17 protein-coding genes and 1 tRNA gene are annotated in these 21939 nt (G+C 49.5%); 13 read left to right on the top strand and 5 right to left on the bottom strand.

Annotated features, from left to right (window positions below; all coding sequences use genetic code 11):
• Window positions 1–289 precede the first annotated feature (289 nt).
• A complete protein-coding gene (tsf, locus tag AC286M_RS26045) occupies window positions 290–949 on the top strand; it encodes a translation elongation factor Ts (protein WP_488207145.1) in 660 nt (219 codons plus the stop codon).
• Window positions 950–1076: 127 nt separating this feature from the next.
• On the opposite strand, the gene AC286M_RS26040 is transcribed toward tsf, so the two are convergent.
• Window positions 1077–1517 (bottom strand): hypothetical protein, encoded by a 441-nt coding sequence (locus AC286M_RS26040; RefSeq protein ID WP_488207144.1) that lies wholly within the window; start codon window positions 1515–1517, stop codon window positions 1077–1079.
• A gap of 193 nt (window positions 1518–1710) precedes the next feature.
• Here AC286M_RS26040 and AC286M_RS26035 point away from each other — a divergent pair, with 193 nt between their 5' ends.
• Together AC286M_RS26035 and AC286M_RS26030 are read left to right on the top strand one after the other, a co-directional pair.
• Window positions 1711–3054 carry a bactofilin family protein gene (locus AC286M_RS26035; RefSeq protein ID WP_488207143.1) on the top strand — a complete coding sequence of 448 codons (1344 nt, stop codon included), beginning with the start codon at window positions 1711–1713 and terminating at the stop codon, window positions 3052–3054.
• Between the two features lie 121 nt (window positions 3055–3175).
• The gene (locus tag AC286M_RS26030; RefSeq protein WP_488207142.1) at window positions 3176–5557 is read left to right on the top strand and encodes a DNA polymerase III subunit gamma/tau; all 2382 of its coding nucleotides are present in this window, start codon (window positions 3176–3178) and stop codon (window positions 5555–5557) included.
• A 65-nt stretch (window positions 5558–5622) separates the two neighbouring features.
• Here AC286M_RS26030 and AC286M_RS26025 read toward each other — a convergent pair whose 3' ends face one another.
• Entirely contained in the window at window positions 5623–7044 is a 1422-nt protein-coding gene (locus AC286M_RS26025; protein ID WP_488207141.1) for a glycosyltransferase family 2 protein, read from the bottom strand.
• The gene (locus AC286M_RS26020; RefSeq protein ID WP_488207140.1) at window positions 6989–7972 is read right to left on the bottom strand and encodes a radical SAM protein; all 984 of its coding nucleotides are present in this window, start codon (window positions 7970–7972) and stop codon (window positions 6989–6991) included. The genes AC286M_RS26025 and AC286M_RS26020 overlap by 56 nt, the downstream gene beginning before the upstream one ends.
• Window positions 7973–8878: 906 nt before the next feature.
• Here AC286M_RS26020 and ebsA point away from each other — a divergent pair.
• From ebsA to AC286M_RS25990, 6 genes are all read left to right on the top strand, one after another.
• The gene (ebsA, locus tag AC286M_RS26015) at window positions 8879–9271 is read left to right on the top strand and encodes a type IV pilus biogenesis protein EbsA (protein WP_488207139.1); all 393 of its coding nucleotides are present in this window, start codon (window positions 8879–8881) and stop codon (window positions 9269–9271) included.
• Window positions 9272–9712: 441 nt separating this feature from the next.
• Window positions 9713–10798 carry a phosphotransacetylase family protein gene (locus tag AC286M_RS26010; RefSeq protein ID WP_488207138.1) on the top strand — a complete coding sequence of 362 codons (1086 nt, stop codon included), beginning with the start codon at window positions 9713–9715 and terminating at the stop codon, window positions 10796–10798.
• Between the two features lie 117 nt (window positions 10799–10915).
• The gene (locus AC286M_RS26005) at window positions 10916–11419 is read left to right on the top strand and encodes a DNA recombination-mediator protein A (RefSeq protein WP_488207137.1); all 504 of its coding nucleotides are present in this window, start codon (window positions 10916–10918) and stop codon (window positions 11417–11419) included.
• A gap of 115 nt (window positions 11420–11534) precedes the next feature.
• A complete protein-coding gene (locus AC286M_RS26000; protein WP_488207136.1) occupies window positions 11535–12026 on the top strand; it encodes a YajQ family cyclic di-GMP-binding protein in 492 nt (163 codons plus the stop codon).
• Between the two features lie 189 nt (window positions 12027–12215).
• Window positions 12216–13826 (top strand): metallophosphoesterase family protein, encoded by a 1611-nt coding sequence (locus AC286M_RS25995; RefSeq protein ID WP_488207135.1) that lies wholly within the window; start codon window positions 12216–12218, stop codon window positions 13824–13826.
• Window positions 13827–14098: 272 nt separating this feature from the next.
• Window positions 14099–14473 (top strand): BON domain-containing protein, encoded by a 375-nt coding sequence (locus AC286M_RS25990; protein WP_488207134.1) that lies wholly within the window; start codon window positions 14099–14101, stop codon window positions 14471–14473.
• 196 nt (window positions 14474–14669) lie between these two features.
• On the opposite strand, the gene AC286M_RS25985 is transcribed toward AC286M_RS25990, so the two are convergent.
• Together AC286M_RS25985 and AC286M_RS25980 are read right to left on the bottom strand one after the other, a co-directional pair.
• Window positions 14670–16352 (bottom strand): MBL fold metallo-hydrolase, encoded by a 1683-nt coding sequence (locus tag AC286M_RS25985; RefSeq protein ID WP_488207133.1) that lies wholly within the window; start codon window positions 16350–16352, stop codon window positions 14670–14672.
• Between the two features lie 268 nt (window positions 16353–16620).
• A complete protein-coding gene (locus AC286M_RS25980) occupies window positions 16621–16743 on the bottom strand; it encodes a DUF8629 family protein (protein WP_488207132.1) in 123 nt (40 codons plus the stop codon).
• 419 nt (window positions 16744–17162) lie between these two features.
• Here AC286M_RS25980 and AC286M_RS25975 point away from each other — a divergent pair, with 419 nt between their 5' ends.
• From AC286M_RS25975 to AC286M_RS25960, 4 genes are all read left to right on the top strand, one after another.
• On the top strand, window positions 17163–17714 hold the full coding sequence (locus AC286M_RS25975) for a DoxX family protein (RefSeq protein ID WP_488207131.1): 552 nt from the start codon (window positions 17163–17165) through the stop codon (window positions 17712–17714).
• Window positions 17715–17927: 213 nt separating this feature from the next.
• Window positions 17928–18001, top strand: a tRNA-Asp gene (locus tag AC286M_RS25970).
• Window positions 18002–19083: 1082 nt separating this feature from the next.
• Window positions 19084–20478 carry a FecR domain-containing protein gene (locus AC286M_RS25965; protein ID WP_488207130.1) on the top strand — a complete coding sequence of 465 codons (1395 nt, stop codon included), beginning with the start codon at window positions 19084–19086 and terminating at the stop codon, window positions 20476–20478.
• Window positions 20479–20566: 88 nt separating this feature from the next.
• Window positions 20567–21928, top strand: coding sequence for a hypothetical protein (locus AC286M_RS25960; protein WP_488207129.1), 1362 nt, complete (start codon window positions 20567–20569; stop codon window positions 21926–21928).
• Window positions 21929–21939 lie beyond the last annotated feature (11 nt).

The following is a 21939-nucleotide window of genomic DNA, read 5'->3' as shown; positions in this document are numbered from 1 at the left end:
CACGGATGGTTCCCGATTTCGATAGAGTGAAGATAAAGCAGTGCCTTATTTGGCCTCTCTATATTCATTGGTAGTGGTATGTGGGTAATGATTTCGGGTGGTGTGGGCACCGCCTACACCACCCGAAATCGTTCTTTTTGTTCATTTCAGTAGGTTGGCATAAATAAACGCATCTAAAAACCGGGGGAGCGCCCCTCCGGGGCGCTCCCCCGGTTTTTAGATATGCATTTAACTTATGCAGCCACTTAATTTAGTCGATCTGTAGATTCATTACAGGAATCCAATCACAATGGCGGAAATTTCAGCAAAGCTCGTAAAAGAACTGCGCGAGAAAACAGGCGCAGGCATGATGGACTGTAAAAAGGCCCTCAAAGAATCTGACGGCGATATGGAAAAGGCCGCAGAGTGGTTGCGTAAGAAAGGCATGGCATCCGCTGACAAGAAAGCAGGTCGGGTTGCCGCTGAGGGACTAGTCGGTCAGTATATCCACACGGGTGGAAGAGTCGGCGTATTGGTTGAAGTCAACTGCGAAACCGATTTCGTGGCTCGTCGCGAAGAATTTCAGGAGTTGGTGCGTAATATTGCAATGCAAATTGTGGCTTGCCCCAATGTTGAGTACGTTAGCACTGATGACGTACCATCCGACATGATCGAGAAAGAGCGCGAAATCGAAATGGGTCGTGAAGATCTGGCGAGTAAGCCAGAGAATATTCGCGCCAAGATCGTAGATGGTCGGATTGAGAAGCGGCGGAAAGAGCTGTCTCTGCTCGATCAGGCATATATTCGGGATACTAATATCACTGTTGATGAGCTGGTTAAGCAAAGTATTGCGCAACTGGGTGAGAACATCCAAATTCGTCGCTTTGTTCGCTTTGTTCTGGGTGAAGGCATCGAAAAAGAAGAAAGCAACTTTGCTGACGAAGTAGCGGCAGCCGCAGCGGTTAAGTAGCTTGATCAGCAAACGTGAGCGACTGTATGTAAGACACATGCGATCGCATCCGTTAATATAGAAAGCAAGTCCAATTCTGATTCTGTGGAGGCATGGCGCTAAGCTGTGCCTTTTTTATTTGTGTAAATTACTGTCCCTGGCAATAGGTTTGAGTATCCTGAATCAGTTCCCACTCTGGACGCACTGCTATGCGGAACTCTTCGTAGATGGTTTGAATAGCTTCGCCGTCTTCGGCTTGCAGTGCTCCGGCAAAGCGACCCGTTACATCGCTCAGTGTTGTGTACAGTTCAGCAAAATTACCTTGATACGCCGTGAGCTGCTCGTCGCTGAGTTCCAGGGCCGCAAAGTTCTCGGCGGCACCTGCTGTCATTTCAGAGGCTGTGCTAAATAGCTCAACATCCGGTGCGCCGCTGCTAAACACCGATGCTAGGTTTGTCGTCGTTTCATTAACGGTTTGCAAGAGGGTGCCGCATTCGGTGCTGACGCTAGTCTGCGATTGCACAGGTAGAGTTGAACTGAGCGCAAGTGCGATCGCAAGTCCTGTGCTGCCAATCAACTGTTTCTTCACCACCACACCTCCGATTTGCAAATTAGCTTGGATTAACTTCTGACATATTCACACATGTAGATGACTTTGAGACAAGCATCCAGTGTGATTTATTGCGCTATTTATTAAAGTGGAGCAGAGAGCGCAAAGCAGGAAAGGCAGAATACAAAATTCAATCTGAACTCAATCCGAAATCTCGCTAAGGAGATGAGCTATGAAACCACTACAGCGTGTTTTCAGACGAACGCTACTGATTATGGCGACCGTGTTGCTGCTGTTCGGTGTGGGTGTGGGCAAATCCGTTTGGGCGATGGATAGCCGAGCCGGAGAGTACATTACCATTGCTCAGGATGAAGTCGTTGAAGACGATCTTTATGTTGCTGGATCTACAGTGCGGATTGACGGCACGGTGCGTGGCGACGTGATCGGTGCAGGTCGCGAGATTATTATCAATGGCCTAGTTGAAGGAGACTTGATTGCTGCTGGTCAGGCTATCGTCATCAACGGCACGGTGACGGATGACGTGCGGATGGCGGGACAAGTGCTGCAAATTGGCAGCGTGGCTCGCATTGGTGATGACGTAGTGGCAGCGGGCGCTAGTTTAGAAACGCAGTCCGGCAGTGAAATCGCTGGCGATCTATCGTTCGCGGGCGCACAGGCGCTGATTGCGGGCGTGGTACAAGAAGAGTTTCAGGGGGCAATGGCCGCTCTCGAACTGCGCGGCACGGTGGGTGAAAACGTTGATGTCGCTGTGGCCGGAGCAGAGGATGAAGCCGATTCAGGAGAACGTCCGATTGTGGTAATTGAACCGCCCTTTGTACCCCCCTCGCCTGTGCCTGTGCCGGAGGTGCCGCTTGCGTTTACGGTGACAAACTCGGCGCAGATTGGGGGCGATTTAATTTACCAATCCAATAGCGAAGCCATTATCGATCCAGCCGCCCAAATTGCGGGAGAGACTGAACGGGAACCGATTGAAGCCGCCGAAGTGGAACCCGTGGGGGCCGCGTCGGTGGTGTGGGATATTGTGCAGCGCTGGATTACGCTGTTGCTGATTGGCTCATTACTGCTCTGGCTGGTGCCCAGTTGGATTCAGCGGCTGTCTAGTACCGTGCAAGCGAAGCCGCTGCCGAGTTTGGGCTGGGGGATTTTGACCTTGTTGCTTGTGGGCCTATGTGCGATCGCAATTCCCATTGTGACAATTGTTCTAGCCGTCATCCTGGGTTCCTTCTTATGGAATCTCGCACCGTTAATTTTGGGTGTAGGCTTTCTTGGAAACGCAACGCTGATAATTGGCTTCTTGCTGTTTATAAGCTATATTCCAGCCATTGCTCTCAGCTATTGGGGCGGACAGCGACTGTTACAAGCAACTCAGCAAAACTGGGCCACTCGACGAATTGCCGCCCTCGCTGTTGGCCTAATAATTTTTGTATTGTTAACAGCGATTCCAATCTTGGGTGGTCTGATTCAGCTGCTCGTCATTCTGCTGGGTCTCGGTGCCCTCTGGTTTTGGGTGCTGGCTAGCCGGGCAACTCCAGCCGATCCGGCTCCAGTTGCTTAAAAGCAAACTTTTACTTCCCCCCTTGCAAACTTGCCGGACTGACGATTTAATCAAAGGGCTGTGCAGCAGCCCACAGTTTTGACCAGCAGTTTTTACAATAGGAGGGGCACTTAGGTTGGCTATGGTCTACGAACCCCTTCATCACAAATATCGACCCCAATCCTTTGCTCAACTGGTGGGGCAAAGTGCGATCGCAACTACTCTATGCAGTGCTCTCCAGCAGCAGCGGATTCCGCCAGCCTATCTATTTTGCGGCCCACGCGGTACGGGCAAAACGTCGAGTGCTCGGATTCTAGCCAAATCGCTGAACTGTGTTCAGACTGACAACCCAACACCGACCCCCTGCGGGCAGTGCGAAACCTGCCGCAGCATCACCAAAGGTTCTGCGCTGGACGTAATTGAAATCGACGCGGCCAGCAATACTGGGGTAGACAACATTCGCGAACTGATTGAAAGGGCGCAGTTTGCCCCTGTCCAGTGTCGCTACAAAGTGTATGTGATTGACGAGTGCCACATGCTCAGCACAGCGGCCTTTAATGCGCTGCTGAAAACGTTAGAAGAACCACCGGAGCGGGTTGTATTTGTCCTGGCCACTACCGATCCGCAGCGGGTGTTGCCGACTATTATTTCGCGCTGTCAGCGGTTTGACTTTCGCCGCATACCCCTGGAAGAAATGGTGGCGCACTTGCAAACTATTGCCAATCAGGAAGGGATTCAGATCGAACCGGATGCGCTACGTCTCGTTGCTCAGGTGTCCCAAGGTGGTCTACGTGATGCCCAAAGTTTGCTAGATCAGCTCAGTTTGTTGACTGAAGGCGTGACAGTTGAACGTGTCTGGGACTTGGTTGGTGCCGTGCCCGAACGCAATCTGCTAGCCCTGGTGCGGGCGATCGCGGCGGATGACGGGGTGCAGGTGCTAGAACAAGCGCGGCACCTGATGGATCGAGGCCGTGAGCCGCTGGTGGTGCTGCAAAATTTGGCTAGCTTTTACCGTGATTTGCTAGTGGCGAAAACAGCTTGCGATCGCAATGATCTAGTAGCTATCACGCCGTCTACTTGGGCTGAGCTGGTGGACTTCACTCAGTCCCTAGATTTGGGATTAATCCTGGCCGGTCAGCAGCGGCTCCGCGAGGCCGAAGTTCAGGTGAAAAACACCACACAGCCGCGACTGTGGCTAGAAGTTACACTGCTTGGACTCCTACCGTCTACTCTGGCGGCACAAACTGTGGCAGCCAGCTTAGACACACGTTCAGCCTTGCCATCGCGCAGGGAATTGCAGCCTACAGCCCCGACGGCCCCAACGGCTCCCGCAAAATCGCCTTCTCCCCAAGTGCCTGTCTCAGCCGTACATCCGGCTCCCGTTGCGAGTCTTGAGCAAAACGGTGCTGGCGCAGCTCAGCCCACGGCTCCAGCCGCAGCCGCAACCGTTCAGTCTGCTGCTGCTCCTCCGGCACAGACGGTACCCGCTCAACCTGTTCAAACGGCACCGAACGATTCTGCTGGTGTGGATTCCCCTCATACCCAGCCACCTAAAGCGCCGCCTGCACCTGTTCCTACTCCAGCGCAGCCAGCCGTCCCTGAATCGTCGCCCCCGGTGCCGCAGGTCAATATTCGCGAAATTTGGCAGCAGGTGATCGGACGGCTGCATCCGTTGAGCAAGGCGCTGCTCAAAGAGCATGGTGAGCTGCTCGAATACACAGGCAATCAAGCGACTGTAGCGATTAGCTCCCGTAATCTGCTCAAAATTGCCCAAAGCAAAGTCCCTGACATCGAAAAGGCTTTTGCGCTCGTCGTCAATCATCCCATCCGGATTAGCCTCACTGTGGCGGCTGATGTCTCAGCTTCATCTCCTCCGGCATCGGCGGATTTAGACGCGAGCCCCAGTTCAGCGATCGCCCCCATAGAGCAGCCTGCCACCACTTCCGACAGCGGCAGCAGTCAGAACGGTAGCTCAATCGCGACCTCTACCAATGGCTACTCCAACCAGGTAACTGAAATCGATACGCAGAATGGTGCTTGGAGTTCTGCGACTGTTGGTGAAACGAGCAGCGAAACGATCACACAGCCTGCTTCTACCTCATTGCCACCCGCAGCTAGAACGGCTTTAGATGCGGATCTACCGCAATCGAACGAGGCAGTCTCTGCACCTGGATCGGCTTTTGAATCGGTGGGGCCGATGCCGTCGGTTTACACTGAAGATGCCGTTGCGCGAGCTAGCCGCAGCTTTGCCCAGTTTTTCAACGGTCAGGTGGTGGAAATGAATGAAGCCGATGCGATGTTCTGGTCAGCCACAGCCGATTTAGCTCAGTCAACTTCGGTGGCACCGACCAATTCAACTGGTTCAGCTGATCTGCGGAGTCATTCCATCGATCATGCGGCTGTTTCTAGTGAGGAGATCCGCGATCGCGATCGCACATTCACGTCAACCGCTACTTCCCTTCCCACCCCATCTGCTGACCTCAGTACTGACGATGACGACGATGATGACGATCTCCCGTTCTAGCGGAGTGGTTTAAAACCCGCAAGGGGCGCACTCAGTGCGCCCCTTGCGGGTTTCGAAAATCAAGTTTAGGAATTTGAAACTTCAACATCCAGCCATTCGTCATCTGAGCCTTGGTGGACGGTCTTTACCCACTTGAGCCGCTTCGGACGTACGGCCATCCGCATGGTAGTGCTGGTCATCACCGGAATCCAGTGCAGCATGTATAGCGTACCGCGCAGGGTCTGCAACATGGCGATCAACACCGAGGGCTTACTCGTGCGTCGCAGTCCGGCAAACATGGCGAACACGAGCAGCGACGTTGTTAGCGTTGTCACGGGAGCCAGGACAGGCGCACGACCACGCCACAGCGCCATTGCTAAATCAGGAATGGCCGCCATTGGCAAGACGTACTGGGTAATTAGGAACATCACCAGATCGAAGGTTTTGCTGAAACCCATCCGGTTTTGGGCGATCCAGCGCCAGTAGTCCAAATAGCGCTGATAGCCACCCTCTGCCCAGCGATTCCGTTGATGCCAGAGTCCCATGGCCCGCGTTACGCCTTCTTCATGTACAGGTGGATAGCATAAACAGTCAATATCCCAGTGATAGAGATGCAGCCGCAGGGTTAAATCGAGGTCATCTGTGATCGTTTCCTCGTTCCAGCCGCCGCAGGTTTCTAGCGCTTGCCGACGCACAAATTGGCCATTGCCGCGCAGTTCGCCAATCCCGCCCAGCGCAATCCGCTGCTGCTGAAAGAAGGTATCCAGCGCCATTTCGGCCACTTGTCCCTTTGTCCAGAAGTTCGTGCTTGCATTTGCGATCGCTTTTCGCACTTGAACCGCACCTACATTGGGCTGGTCAAAATACGATAAAACCCGACGCAGCAGATCGGGTGGCACTTGGGCATCGGCATCAAACACGGCGATAATGTCCGCCTGGGTTTGGGGCCAGACCAAATTTAGCGCCCCGGATTTGCCGCCCGTAGCCGTGGCATCCCGATGAATCACGTTCAACTGGGGATACTGCTGGGCCAGCCGATCCAAAATTTTGGGAGTGCGATCGCTGCTATTATCATCGATCACCCATAGGTCATAGCGATGAGCTGGATAATCCAAGCTGCACAGATGCCGCACGAGACCACCGATCACCGACTCCTCGTTTTTGGCTGCAACCAACAGCGAAACGTAAGGCCAGTCATCTGGAGAAGAGCGTTCTGCCGAGAGGGGTTCAGGTGGTTGAGGCGGGCGCACAACGACAACCCGAATCGCATGGACAGCCATCACCAGCGTTAATGCTAGGACAAGCCAAACTCCCCAGGACAACAAATGCAGCGCAATCACGCTTCCCCAGACAATCGATAGGGCAACTGCTGCTTTTCGCCGTCGCCCAACTAACCCCCGATCCAGAAAACTGGAGCTAGAGAGATCGGCATCCATTAAATCGAAGTCCGGATCAAGCGGTGCGAACACCTTGTGAGATTCGTTTTCGGGCCAGGAATTCTCCGGCATAGGTAACCTGATTTAACCACCAATATTTATCAATACCGAGGAAGAAGCTGGGGATGAGATAACACCAAACCGTGCATCCCTCACAAACGGACAATCGTCCCTGATCGCGGCGATACCGCTCGACTTCGGTAGATTGTTTATATAACTCATATAGCCTACCCTGAATTGGCAAGCCCTTCTGAGCAAAGTGATAGCACGGTAAGAGCAACTCATCGTTTGGCGAGATCGCAATTACCGCATCAACAGCTTTACAGCGTGGATTGCGGGTATCGTTTCCACCTGCTTCAATAAACGCCAGCGCAGCTTTATTAAAGCCCATATTAGGATACTGCTTGGCTGTATCTCGAATCGCCTTCACGATTTCGGGAGTTGGATTTTTACCGTCGTTATAGCGATCATGAGCGGTGAAAGCCGGATTGAGCCAAACTCTGACGCCTAAATCAGCGCCTAACTGTGCAACTTCCCCAATTCGATCATAGTTCTGTGCGGTGACAGTGTGGTTAAGAACGGGGTATTCTCCCAATGATTTCGCTAATTTGACAGACTCAACCAAGTTGTCAAAAATTTGGACGCCCCTTGATTGATCATGGGTTTCCGCATCTGCCCCATCCAAGGAGAAATTTAAGAAGTCAATTAAGCCTTGAATTTCTCTAGCTTTACGCGGATAAAGAATGGCGTTGCTGGTCATGCTGGTCATAAATCCTAGCTGCTTAGCTTCGGTATAGACCTCAGCCACATCTGACCGCAGTAACGGCTCTCCACCAGTGAAATCTATATATTTCACTCCGAGCCGTTTTAGATCACGGAGGTTATGCTTAATGGCTTCAGTATCGGCTTCTTTGCCTGGTTCAAGTGTCCAAATATCGCAAAAATGGCAGCGTGCATTGCAGCGATAGGTTAGGTAGTAATTGGCAACCAAAGGAGGCATAGCGCATCTCAAGAATGAAAAACTAAACGAAAGTGAAAATTGAAATCCAGTATTTAGTATATTGAGTCGTCGGGCTGGTTATAGGAAAAGCATTGAGCGACTTCAACTCAAGCCGTAAACTATCTCTGCGTGCCCTTTGAGGCAGAAAAGAAGAGAGAATAAAGCGTTGCGAGAAGTGAAATGAATCAATTGGACTTGATATCGAATAGATTCCTCTATTGCAACGATAAAAATTTAGTTATAAAGCGATTGATATGCATGTCACTACAGGCATAAGTGACAGACATAGGTATCCATTGTTAGACAATGATGTTTCATCATAAGTACGATCGGCACGACGAGATTGCGTTTGGCAACTATCTCAAGTAGATAGATTGGATAAGTGTTATCAAGCGGAAATAAATATCTCGTGATTGGATTTTCAAAAGAAAATTAATCAGCCAAAAACTCAGTGAAAGCGATATTGGCTAAGCCCTATAGATATAGCCTTTCCTAGACTACTGAGGTACAAGTTATTTTTTGAAAGCCGCGCGAAGCGCGGCTTTCAAAAAATAATCTCCCTTTACTAGCGCAAGAAGCGCTATAAACGTCTGATTCAGAACGTAGATTCAATTATTGATGTAAAGGATTGCAAACACATCCGAACTTTAACTAAACAATATCAGGACTCTGAGCTTGTGTTAATGGCTTCTCGTTAGGATTGCACATAAGTTTTTTGCTGTAGACGCATACTTTCGGGTGAGAACAGGGCATACTTATGCCTGAGCCAGGATTTGATGTCGCATTGGACTCGATGTTAAACCATCGGGAATAGCCCAATTCAATCTGCTGCCTATTTGCCAATCTATCTGATTGCCAATTGCCTCCCAATTGTGCGATCGCAGTCGTAGCACTACACCCAGACCTATGGAACAGACGAGCCATTTATCGATTGAGCAACTCCAACCCGCCGACAAGCGGGAAGTTGGCGTTTACTTTCCCTATTATCAGGGAAATCGACGGAACCTGTTGCCCTATGCCATCACGCTATACAAACGCGGCAACCTCGAAGGAGAACGCGCCATTGAGGGCGGAGACAGCATTCCTTTTCTGGCAACGTGGTACGTATCCTCCCTGCCAGCAGACTTAACCCGATGCCGTATGCAATTCGACGGCAATGCAGAACTCAGCTACGAAGTCACGATGGCTAATTTCGAATTCATCAATTATCTAATTGACATTGTGCTGCTGCTCCGCCGCAAAGCGCCCATCGATTTTACCCAGTCCTTCTATCGCAAACTAATGCGGTACGACGAGTAAAAACGTACTGCTTGTCACATCCTCATAGGCTATAAAGCCACACAACAAAGGAGGGCGGTTGCGATCGCAACCGCCCTCCTTTGTTGTGTGGAGGAGATACTTGTATCTGCCATCAAAGGTCATCAACGATATAACTCGGCTTATTCGTTAAGATATTTCAGAGGCAAAATTCCAAAAATTCCAGAGGCAAAATTCGAATAGCAGTTTGTTTAATCCGTGATCTGGCTATAAAATCCCAGAATGTTTTTTGTGAAAGACATGCAGTGCGTAACTTTCACAAAGTCGGATTAGCAGCCAAGACTCGTTTTAGCAGCGCATTCAGTATCAGCAGAATGCTAGAACGCCTGAGACGCAAAGATTGAATTGCTAAAACTTTAGGAAAAAGGCCGAACCGTAACGCGGCAATTGTAAAATCGACTGCAAGTTGTGAGGATCAAAGGCGTGCCGAAACCATCGACGTATCTTCTTATAAGCTCAACCGAAGCCTATAGCGGTAAATCCGCGACTGTTCTAGGCGTTGGCTATCAGCTACAAAATCGAGGGCTGGAAATAGCCTACGGTAAGCCTCTGGGCACTCTCCCAAGCGAGCAGAATGACGGAGTCGATGAAGATGTACGCTTTATTGCTAAGTCACTCGATCTATCAACCAGCCGCATTTGTCCCACTGTTTTGACCCTAGACGAGCCAACCATAGAAGCACGTCTATCGGGACATGACCAAACTAATTATCAACAGGCTCTAGCTGAATACGGCAATGAGCAAAACGGTGATCTAATTCTGCTGGAAGGCCCTGGCACCCTAGAAGAAGGCAAGCTGTTTGATCTATCGCTACCGCAAGTAGCTGAATGCATGAATGCTCAAGTTCTCATCGTAGCTCGGTTCCATTCCGTGCTAGTTGTGGACTCACTCTTAGCTGCCAAGCAGCGTCTCGGCAAGCATTTAGCTGGTGTTGTGATCAACGACGTACCATCCGACCAACTTGAAAAGGTGCAAACTACGGTCAAGCCCTACTTAGAAAAGCAAGACATTACTGTATTTGGACTCTTACCTCGTAATCAACTGCTACGGAGTGTTAGCGTTGGTGAGCTTGTTGAACGGCTCAATGCCGAAGTTCTCTGTAGCCGAGAGCGGATGGACTTACTGGTTGAAAGTCTCAGCATTGGGGCTATGAACGTTAACTCAGCCCTCAAATATTTTCGGAAAGGCCAGAATATGGCAGTTGTGACCGGCGGCGATCGCACCGACATTCAACTTGCCGCCTTGGAAACCTCAACCCAGTGTTTGATTTTGACAGGACATTTACCCCCTTCACCTGAAATTCTGGGACGGGCCGAAGATTTAGAAGTTCCTATCTTGTCAGTTGATCTCGACACCTTGACGACAGTAGAAATCATTGACCAAACGTTCGGGCAGGTGCGTCTGCATGAACCGATTAAAGTACAGTGCATGAAAGAGCTGATGGATGCCCACTTCGATGTTGAGCGGTTGATGGCCTTACTCGGTATTCAACCAGCTATTTCCGCATAAAGTAACGTACTATGCGGTACACCAGACGAATAAACTGATTTGCAGATTATTGCGTTTGTCGCTCAGGTCTTCTGGTAGAATGAGCCCGATTGTTTAACATTTTGAAGCGTCTGTTCTTTGAGTCAATCCATCGATATTCCCAAAATTGACGAGTTCCTGCAAGAGCTAGCAACCATTCAGGAAACGGGTTCTAAGCGAATTGCCGTACTGGGTTCGCGTCATGTTCCTATTACGCATCAGCGGCTAATCGAACTGATGAGCTATGCTCTTGTCCTTTCAGGTAATCATCTGCTGACTTCCGGTGCAACGGGTACAAACTCTGCTGCCATTCGAGGGGCGATGCGAGCCGATCCGAATTTGCTAACGGTGATTTTGCCGCAAAGTCTGGATCGTCAACCCCGTGAATCGCGGGATCAGCTAGAGCAGGTTATTCACCTGGTTGAAAATCCTGAGAATGATGCAATGTCCTTGGCAGAGGCTAGCTCTGTGTGTAACCAAGAAATTGTTTCGCGCTGCCAGCAGCTGATTTGTTTTGCTTTTCATGACAGCCATACGCTGCTGAAAACCTGCCAAGAGGCGGAAGATCTGCGTAAGGTCGTTACGCTGTTCTATTTTGACTAATTCTGGTGGATCACGGTGTTGCACTAGCGCTAATCAAGCTTCTATCGCTCTGTCAGTAGAACGATTACTGTTGCGGCGCTAGTATTGTAAAGCTGTTATTGAGCAATAGGCATTTATGGCTTCAACGTACTCCTTCGACGTTGTCAGCGATTTTGATCGTCAAGAGCTAGTTAATGCGCTTGATCAGGCTCGGCGTGAAATTAACAGCCGATACGATCTGAAGAATACGAACACGACGATTGATCTCGGTGACGAAACGATCACGATTAGCACGGACAGCGAGTTTACGCTTCAGTCCGTTCATGATGTAATTCAGACTAAGGCGGCGAAGCGGAATTTGTCGCTGAAAATTTTCGACTTTGGCAAGATTGAATCGGCGAGCGGTAATCGAATTCGCCAAGAAGTAACCCTACAAAAAGGGATTAGTCAGGAACTTGCCAAAAAACTTACGAAGCTGATCCGGGATGAATTTAAGAAAGTGCAGGCATCGATTCAGGGCGATTCTGTACGTATCTCAGCCAAGTCAAAAGATGACTTGCAGGATGCCATTCAGCTTATTAAGCGCGAAGATTGGCCGATCGCACTTCAGTTCACCAATTATCGCTAACATTTGCGATCGCACTATACTGAGCAATAGAGTAGACACGCTTTTTTCCAGTTCGCGTGAGGGACTCATACTATTGGTAGCTGTCCTACCTACATGGACACAGTACCTTAGTTAGATACGGGTAACTGACCCGCGAATGCTTAGTGGGTCTTACCTAGGACTAGGTGCTGTCATTTTGTTTGCCACTGCATGAAATTTGTTACGGAACCTCGAATCAAAACCAAGATCAGCAAAATGAAAGCGCGGGTGCGCTGGCAGCATCCGCAAATTGCTAAACAAGGTATCGATCAAACTCATGTCGTCCTTGATGATGGGCGAAACCAGGACGAAGCCTTTTCCTTTTGCGTATTGGGGGATAGCGGTACCGGACATCACAAAGGCGATAGCCCCCAACGCCGCATTGCCAAAAGCCTTCTAGAAAACTGCCCCGATCGTCGCTTTACGCTGCACACAGGCGATGTAGTCTATCTGGTTGGGTCGCGGGAACAGTATTACCAAAATTTCATCAGTCCCTACCGGGAGTTTCTAGTGGGCGGAGAAGCACCTAAGACGATCCCCTACGATCGCATGGTGTTTCAGTCGCCTATCTTACCCGTGCTGGGCAATCACGACTATTACGATCTGCCCTGGTTCATCGGCTTAGCCAATCAAATCTCTTGGCCACTGCGCTACCTATTTCGCGCCTATATCGACCTAGACGTGGGCTGGCATGGTTCGTTCAAAGGAGATGCCTTTGCCCGTGCGTTTCTAGACTATCTACAAGGCATTGGTGAATATCAGCTAGCCAATCATTTAGAGAAGCACTATCAACCCACCGATCGCTTTGGTCGCTGTTTAATGTATCGGCCAGGAGAATTCACTCGGCTACCAAACCGCTATTACAGCTTTAGCTACGGCGGCATTGACTTTTTTGCCCTGGATTCCAATACGTTTAATCATCCTCAACCGCTCCCCGATACGGCAGAGGGGCGAGCCATTCGTCAGCAGCTTCCCCAGCGGCTGCAAGAGCTAGAGCATGAGCGAGGAGAAATTTTGGCATCCGTGGCTGGGCTTGATCCTGAGCTACCGGACGAGTGTGAGCAAATCGATGATGCCTACGCTGAGGCGGAGCAAATTGATGAACAAATTCGAGATATTCGGAAGCAGCTCGCGACGCAAAATCAGGCGGGGCAATGGTCGTTTGAACAAAATGAAAACGACTTAGAGCAGTTAGCCTGGCTTCAGGAGCGCTTAATTGAATCGTGGCAAAATTCTACTAGCCGAGGCAGAATTCTGTTTTTCCATCATCCGCCTTACGTCACAGAGGCGACCAAGTGGCATCAGGGCCAAACCCTGGCTGTCCGCTATGAGATCAGGCAGGTATTAAATCGAGTCGCTGAACAGGTTGGTATTGATCCCGGCCAGCGTCCGGTCGTAGATCTGGTGATTAACGGTCACGCCCACTGCATGGAGCATATTCGCACCGACGATACGGGCCATGCTGATTCCCACATTGACTGGTTGGTTTGTGGTGGTAGTGGCTATAGCTTGCGACGGCAGCGGGCAGAAGGCGGTAACCTATTTGATTCAGATCGGTTAGAGCAACCTAAGGTGCCGGATGAAATTATTGCGCGATCGCATCTTTTCTTGGGTCGAAACGGCAAAGGCTCCCACAAACACCGTCCCTATTCATTTTTGAAAATTAACGTCCAGCCTGGTGATCCGCCACGGTTTGAGGTTTGCCCATTTGTGGTTGAAAAGTATCGGGGTCAGTGGCAAGACTATCCAGTTGACCGTTTTATGGCGGGGCATGAAGCATAAGGTAGCCCCCAAAATCATTATCTGAATATCACTGCCAAGCATAATAGTCATGGTGCTTAGCCGTTCAAGATTCCAAACCAAGATATTGCAAGCAATTCGGCGGCAATATCCTGATTTAGGATCCTCTTGGGATAGAGGACACAACGGAATGAAACTCGCTTTCAGATAGAACCCTAATAGACCAGATGGCAGATAACTAGCCATTAGCCAGTTCGCTTTAATCAAGATTGTTCACACTTTTCGTAACAATCTAGACAAGAGGAACGTTTAATATGAGTTGGCTAAGTCGTATTTTTGGTAAAGAAGAAGAAGAGAAGGCAAAACAAAGCAGTTCTCGTCGTCCAGCAGCCACGGCTACACGAGAAGCGAGACCCCAATCCAAGCAAGAAGAATCAATTCCGGCTGAGCGGATGGGCTTGAATGGTGAGTATGATCAGAGCGGATTGGCGAAGCGAGTTGCCAAAGCTTTTGATGATGCTCCAGATCTGGACGACATCGAAACGCTGTGGGTTGCTCAAACAGGCAGCACCGTAGTCTTAAAAGGCAAGGTTCCGAATCGGCAAGTGCTCGATAAGATGGTGACCACTGCTAGAAAGGTAAAGGGTGCAACCGACGTTGATACCAATCAGGTTGAGATTACGGCCTAATTGAACCTAATTTACACCGGGTTTGACATTTTTGTAGAGCGGCCTAGCCGCTCTACCAGATACAAGACATTCATGCCTTAACCTAAGCGGCAATAGTTATCGTTTCTGCAAAAGGCGTACAACGCGTATCTTTTGCAGAAACTCAAATCGAGGTTGACGAGCGGATTCAACATCAATTTTGTAGAGGTAGTACAACCTATGAGACAGCATCGTCGGGGCTAATGTCGGTCAGTGGTTGGAAAGCAGGACAATAGCCATCTGGGCTGACTTGAAACCGGAACAGTGGTGAAGCTGGATTCCAGCAGGTTTGACTGCGATAGTGTACACAGTTTTCGCAGCATTCTAGGTCAGTTGCGATCGCAAAACTCTCTTCCGCCTGTAGCAATTCCTGCTGCGGTAATCCCCGGATCACTAGCTCATCACCCTGCCAGCGGGCTTCTAAAACGCCAGTATCTGACAGGTTAGCCCAGCGGGGATCACGGGTGACCGCAGACGAAAGTGCGATCGCAATGTGATCAATATGCTCTGTTAACTCCCCTTCATAGACCGTTTCTGGCGCAGCAGGTTGAATAAACGTATCACCAATCGGCAACTCCACCAGCGTGCCAGCAGCGGGCATGTGCAGGTGATAGCGGTTGTGCAGCTCTTCCAGCCCTGCTAAGTCAGCCAGATAAATCGGCGAGCCATGCACAAAGACAACGTGCTGAGGCCGCAAATTGTGAATCAGCTGGGTCGTCCCTGGCCCATCACAGTGATCGCTCAGCAAGTAGGTGTCAAACTTCGCTCGGCCTTTGGCCAAGCGCGATCGCAACCGTTTAGCCGAACTGCGCGACTGACTGAGCATCAGCAGTTCTTTAGTATCGCTCATGTGGTCGGCACTGACTTGTTGCGATCTCTGAGCCGCCAGGATAGCCCACGGCCCAGTTTGGCGCTGCAAGATACTGGCTAAATCAGCCGTTTGGTGCGCAATTACAACACAGGGCTTACTGGGCGATAACTCCGCCTGCCCATCCGGTAAACGGCGCACACAGGGCCGAATCCGGTCGTCCCAAAACAGGGGCTGATGCCGCGCAAAATTCTGGATACTGCTGGGAAAATGGGGCAGCAAGTCCAGGTACGCATCGCAACCCTGAGCCACTCGCTCCTCGACCCAAATATCAATATCTCGCCCCGTAAATAGATGATGGCTCCGCAGCAGCATCAGCAGTTCTTGCCCTAGCCCTAGCGTCGGCGTCGGCAACAAAATGGACTGATTAGCCGCAATGGCTTGATCCAAGCGCTCAGCAAGCTGGTTTTCCTGCTGCCGACGATGGGGAAAGCGCGCGGTGCCGTGACTGCCTTCAATAATCAGCACATCCGGCCTCATTCCCCGCAGAGGTTCCAGTGACAGCCCCTGCACCAAACGGGAATTAGACAAAAAGAAGTCTCCCGTAAAAAACACGGTGTAGGTTCGATTCACCGCTCGATAGGTGAGCAAAAAAGCAGCGGCTCCCGGCAAATGTCCGGCTGGATACAGCTCGACGCTCAGTCCATCCTGCACCTCGATCGGGGTTTGCCAGGGCAGTGCCCGACAGAAATGGGGCACAGACTGCACCGTAGGCCAGTTCAAGGGCAGCAGTTGAGTTGTAATTTCGCTGGCGTAAATGGGTAGCTGAGGATAAGTCTCATGCAGGGCTAGTAGTCCCTGAGCATGATCGGGATGGGCGTGGCTACACAGGACGAAATCCGCAGGTGGCTGCTGACCCGACTGCTCAATCAGCGATGACACGTCGGACAGACCGCAATCCAGCAAAATGCGATAGGCCCCCATCTTTAACAGTAGACAGAGACCTTCTGCCGCATGTGCGGCTGCGTAAGGGATGCACTCTAAATCGGTCACGACTTGTAGCTATCCTTGAGCAGCCTTATCCAAGCACAAACGTCAAACAGATTAAATTGCGGGATCACGTGCGATCGCAATTTTTTAGAGACTCAAAAGACTGGATCACTCTGCTCATGATTGGTCGGTATGCAGTTTTGGGGTTAATTGCAACAGCTTCGCGAAATCATTCAAATTCAGTAGTTGGTTGTTGCAGCTATCACAAGCCGCTAGTACTGAATACTTGCTGAACACTAAGCCCCCATTGGCAAATGAATAAGCTGAGCCCTTAGTGGGCTGAGCCGTTGCCGTGGTAATTATCGGTGTCGTAGAAACCATTGCGCGTGCCAAAGAATAGGCAAGCCACAATAAACACTGGCGTCAACGCCAACAAAATCAATTTGACATCCATATACAAAAATCCGTCAGTCACTTACTCAACATTGCTTAGAAGATTTCAGTAAAAATCAATCCGCTTCACATCTTGCGCTTTGAGACAACCCTTTCAGATCTGCTCAAATTGAGCGCAAACCGCGAGCATCCAGATCTTTACTCACTAAGATTGGCCCGTGAGCGTAGACTCAACCGAGCACTGAAGCCAATTCTAAAGCATATCGCTAGGGGGATCGCCGGAATTTCAATTTGATCACACAGTTGACCTCCTCGACAGCCGCCAAATACGTGGCTTAGCTTCGTTGCTATTTTGGCATTTGTCATGAAAAGTGAAGATTCGTTGACGTTTATGCCATTCGAACCACTCTCAACAATATTAAATTTCGTTATACTTCTTAATGTAATTCTTAATATTTATTGAGACTACTTGGAAGGGACATGAATACTGCTCAACGTTTAGCATCTTTTATTTCAAAGACATTGCGGCCTAATGTATCCGCAAATTACCAATCGCAAACCGTGTGGACAGTGCTGCGAGTTGTCGCTGGTATTGTAATGATTCATAACGGATTAGACAAGCTTTCTAATATTGAGAGCTTTGCGCAGGCTTATGTTGAAGTCATTGGTTTGCCGTTCCCCATCTTTTTTAGCTATGTCGCTGGATTGACTGAACTAATCGGTGCACCGCTGCTAATCCTCGGATTGGGTACACGGCTAGCCGCAGCGGGTTTATTCAGCACCATGCTGGTGGCGATGTATCACCACATTCTGGTGGCGGGATTTAGCATTCCCTATCTCGAACTCTCTGCTTTGTACGCAGCGTGCTTCCTGTTCTTCCTGGTAAACGGTGCGGGACTGTTCTCTGCTGATGCGCTGATTGTTGGGCAAATTGACTCAGCCCTATCGGGCCAAGTGGATCAGCAACTAGGCGCGCTTGAAAAGGCGTATCAGCCTGAACGAGAAACTCAATCAGCCGCAAACGGCTCGTAGAATTTGAATTGATTAGCACAATACGAAAAGGGGACATGTCTCATGTCCCCTTTTCGTAAAAGCCTGAGTTGTAGCGTTGATGGGGCTTAGAGTGATTATTGGAGCTGTTCCGCAGCAGTTTCTCAAAAAAGTTCAAAAAAATGTTTGACAAACACCTCCCAAATTGACATACTAGAAATCGCTCAAGTCAAGAGCGCAACAAACACAGCTCAAGGGCCTGTAGTTCAATTGGTTAGAGCACCGCCCTGTCACGGCGGAAGTTGCGGGTTCGAATCCCGTCAGGCCCGTTCAAATAGAGCGATTAACGAGTAACCGTTAATCGCTCTGTTTTTGTTTAAAGGCTGATAATTTTAGGCAGAGTTGAGTTGGCAGCCTTACCTAAATATTTACCTTTGGGGATTACTCTAGTACCTATTAGCTGAGCAGTTAGGCTAAGCAAGCAGCTCAGACAATAAAAAGCCCAACCGAGAAGGCTGGGCTTGGAGGTTATAGATACTTCTAACTTTTTTATTCAAATTTTTTATTCAAATGGGGTATTCAAACTTTGTGTTTAGTATGGCGCTATTGTGCCCTACCTACATAACATGGATAACACAATTTCCAGAAATTAACAAAAAGTTTGCATTGCTTAGCAAAAGTTTGTAACAGGCTGGCTTTTTTCTCTGCGCATCAAGTATTTTATATGACGATGATAATCCGGTAAGCGCTGGCCAATCGTTAAATCGCAGCTTGGTTAAAAAGCGGAGTGCGATCGCAAGTTGTTCAGAATGCTCCGACTGTCCCAAAGAGATAAACAGCCTTGCTTGTCATTCTTGTGTTAATGCCTTTGTACTAAGCTGGCTGATTTCGAACGATCAGCCTAATTGGTAAGACTGTCTGTTTGACATCTACCGTTGACCGGATTCGCTTCATGAAATTTATACAAAAGAATTCAACCTAGATGTTGATATATCCGTAATATTACGTACTCCTTGCGGCTGAACACCCACTTTCACGGCAATTTGTTTTGTAATTAAGGGTGACTACGGATGCTTTTCAGGATAAAACAGAAGTGGTGTTCGCTTTTTTGGGTATTTATATAAATTTTGTATAAATTAACCCCTGAATTTGGTCGAAAGTTCCACGTCTGACGATGTTTGGATCATTGGACAATCCCTGTTGACTGCACTTTCAGATACATCTTGAGTCCCTTGCGAAGTTGTGATGCCAGGATTCGGTAGAGCTGGTCGGAGAAAAGCAACTCCTGCAAATCTTGCGCAGGATGTAGGTCTGAGAAAACGAATATTTAGGACTATGGTTGAGCGGTTTTAGAGCATCGGTAGAGATGTCCAATGCCCACTTTAGTAAATGCTCATTTTATAAAACCCGCATGAAAAGATTGTTCCCTCATATTCGGCTTTGCAGCGTCCCTTGGGCAGCTGCTTTCGGTGGTTTAATTGCGCTGAGTTTTTCGGGCCCCGCACTGGCCAACGCACCGCTGACTCAAGCTGTGATTGAAGCGCTGCAAAATCAGGTGCGGCTGATGCCTCAAAGCCAAACCCCTCGTACAGCAGTGATTCGCGATCGCATGACGCCCGGCGATGGTTTAGCTACTGGGCAAGCTGCTTTGGCAGAACTGCGATTTAATGATGGGTCTCTGGCTCGGGTTGGTGAGCAGGTGGTGTTCTGGTTTGTACCACGAACCCGCAGCTTCCGGTTGTCTAATGGCACCGTACTAATGCTGATCCCACCGGGGCGAGGAACCACCCGAATTCACACACCTAATGTCACAACCGGAATCCGGGGATCGGCTCTGTTTGTCCGTTATATCCAGGAGACAGACACGACTATTGTCGGTGCCTTGACCGACAGCGGTATTGAAGTTTGGAATCGTGATGCCTCTCAACGTCAGGAGCTGGAAGCGGGTCAGCTCGTCGTTGTTGAAGGTAACGAAATTAAGCGTCTGTTCGATTTTGATTTAGAAACGTTTTATCAAACCAGCAATTTAGCGCAGGGATTAGGGCTAGACTCTGGCAAACGCAAGCCATTTGATGTTGCGATCGCAGCTGTGCAAGAAGAAACCTTGGATGCATTGGATCATCAGGTATCTTTCGAAGCTGAAATGGCTCAAATTCCCATCTTTATGCGAATGCCGGATACCTCGTTGGATAACCTTGTGGCATTCCGAATCGATTCGTCTGGAACAGCATCCTTTGGTTCACTGGGTATTAGTGCGCCCCTCAACGTTGGTCGCATGATTTCAGATAATGAGTTTCTCGGTGAACTGCCGCTAGAGTTGGCAAAATTGGCCGATATCGCAGAGCTGCGCAACGCACAAGTGGAACTTATGGATCTAATTAAAGATCCAGTTGTGATAGACGTGCCCGATCCCTCGGTTTTTGAGCCGCCTGTGCCAATAGATGATGATGTAAGCGAAGTACCTGGAACGCCCGAGACTCCCGAGACTCCCGAGACTCCTGAAACTCCCGAGACTCCCGAGACTCCTGAAGTACCTGAAACGCCCGAAACCCCTGAAATTCCGGAGACTCCCGAAACGCCTGAGATCCCCGAACCCCCCGAGACTCCTGAAGTCCCTGAGACTCCTGAAGTCCCTGAGATTCCCGAGACTCCTGAGACCCCTGAAACTCCTGAGACTCCCGAAACGCCAGAGATCCCCGAAACTCCCGAAACGCCTGAGACTCCAGAGACCCCTGATGATCCGGAAGTACCTGATGGTGGTGATGACGGTTCAGGTGGTTTGCCAGATCTAAGTGGAACTTCGTAAGTTGCTGTAGGTCTTTTAGGTAATAAGCTGAGTGACCAAGCCTAAATTGCATAGGCTTGGTCAGGTGTCCCTGGGTTTGGGGTTTGTTGTGAAAGTTGTTAAATCTGTTTCTGACTTAGTTCTATTCATCATTCCTGGATTTTGGTTATCACTGTTGGGATGGGCAGAGATCGCTAATGCATCTGAATTCCGTATCCCGGAGGCAGCACTGCCAGAGTCGCAGCACCTGTCTCAACTGGTTGTAGATCAGACAGTTCCTGAATTAGAACGTTTATCCGAAACGCCGACTCAAGCCAACGCAAATCAATTCAGTTCGAATAAGCAAAAAATTGATGATCAGAGCGTTGATGCTGCAGAAAGTGGTGATATCTCAGACGACACTGATCAAAATGACGGTAGCGTTGCGCAGGATGATCAGGATGATTCTGATCGGGATGATCCCAATCAGGAAGAAGATGCTGATGAACAGGATTCTGAAAATGATGAGACAGCCGAAGATGAGGCAGAAGACGAATTAACTGAAGACAGTCCAGTTCAGGCAGGAGAGAATGGCGAACCTGATTCTACGTCTCCCATGATTGAAACGGAAAACATTCCTTCAATTGATGACAGTGCCCCCATTCCCATAGACAGCACACCTGTTCGACCTGAAGAAGCGATAGACAATCAACTGAGAACCGCAGATCCGGAACTCGGCGTTCTGATTTTGCGCGAGCGCGAGCCGTCGATTTCTAGACCTCAGCAAGAAATTCCGGTGTTTCTATCCGGCAAAATGAGCTTTTTTGATACGGACAATGCGTTTTCTGGCCTTGATCCGGTCAATGATCAGTTCTGGCAGTTTGGGGCTTCCATCTCAGCCACCCCAACCATAGGGCAGCGTACGATTCTGATTGCTGAGGCGGAAGGAACTCTAGTTCGTTACAACGATTTAGCAGCGCTTGACTATAACGAACTCTCGCTGCAAACCAGCCTGTGGCATGTTTTTGCTTCTGGTCTATATGGTGAATTGGGTTGGCAGAACCGGCAGCTTTTTTCGGAGAACGATGGTGATCGGTTTTTGGATGAACATTCGCTGCAAACCCGACTGTTTTATCGTGAACAGTTAGCGGATGATTTACGCTTGGATACCTATTATCAGCTCCGGGTCAGTTTCACAACGCCTAAAAGCCGCAGCCGCATATTGAATCGTTTAGTGACATCACTCACCTATCAGCTCACGCCAAATGTTGATGTAGGGTTAATTTACTTACTGAGCTATACCGATTACACCCAAATTCAGCGGCAGGATTTAACGAATCAAATTTCGGCGCAGCTATCTTATGAATTTAGCCCCCGTAACAAGATCTCGCTGTTTTCCGGCTATTCATTTGGCGAGTCTACCGATCCCGACATTGGTTTCGATAACTTTATTTTTGGTGCCACAATCAACGTCGGGGTGCGGTTGTTTTGAGGCACTGGGTT

Source organism: Thainema salinarum CENA647 (assembly GCF_057732415.1).
This window is presented reverse-complemented; position numbering and strand designations above follow the sequence as displayed.

Excerpts from the sequence above, each read along its gene's own strand:
- tsf (WP_488207145.1), top strand. The coding sequence starts at position 290 with ATGGCGGAAATTTCAGCAAAGCTCGTAAAAGAACTGCGCGAGAAAACA.
- AC286M_RS26035 (WP_488207143.1), top strand. The coding sequence starts at position 1,711 with ATGAAACCACTACAGCGTGTTTTCAGACGAACGCTACTGATTATGGCG.
- AC286M_RS26030 (WP_488207142.1), top strand. The coding sequence starts at position 3,176 with ATGGTCTACGAACCCCTTCATCACAAATATCGACCCCAATCCTTTGCT.
- AC286M_RS26025 (WP_488207141.1), bottom strand. The coding sequence starts at position 7,044 with ATGCCGGAGAATTCCTGGCCCGAAAACGAATCTCACAAGGTGTTCGCA.
- AC286M_RS26020 (WP_488207140.1), bottom strand. The coding sequence starts at position 7,972 with ATGCCTCCTTTGGTTGCCAATTACTACCTAACCTATCGCTGCAATGCA.
- ebsA (WP_488207139.1), top strand. The coding sequence starts at position 8,879 with ATGGAACAGACGAGCCATTTATCGATTGAGCAACTCCAACCCGCCGAC.
- AC286M_RS26000 (WP_488207136.1), top strand. The coding sequence starts at position 11,535 with ATGGCTTCAACGTACTCCTTCGACGTTGTCAGCGATTTTGATCGTCAA.
- AC286M_RS25995 (WP_488207135.1), top strand. The coding sequence starts at position 12,216 with ATGAAATTTGTTACGGAACCTCGAATCAAAACCAAGATCAGCAAAATG.
- AC286M_RS25990 (WP_488207134.1), top strand. The coding sequence starts at position 14,099 with ATGAGTTGGCTAAGTCGTATTTTTGGTAAAGAAGAAGAAGAGAAGGCA.
- AC286M_RS25980 (WP_488207132.1), bottom strand. The coding sequence starts at position 16,743 with ATGGATGTCAAATTGATTTTGTTGGCGTTGACGCCAGTGTTTATTGTG.
- AC286M_RS25975 (WP_488207131.1), top strand. The coding sequence starts at position 17,163 with ATGAATACTGCTCAACGTTTAGCATCTTTTATTTCAAAGACATTGCGG.
- AC286M_RS25965 (WP_488207130.1), top strand. The coding sequence starts at position 19,084 with ATGAAAAGATTGTTCCCTCATATTCGGCTTTGCAGCGTCCCTTGGGCA.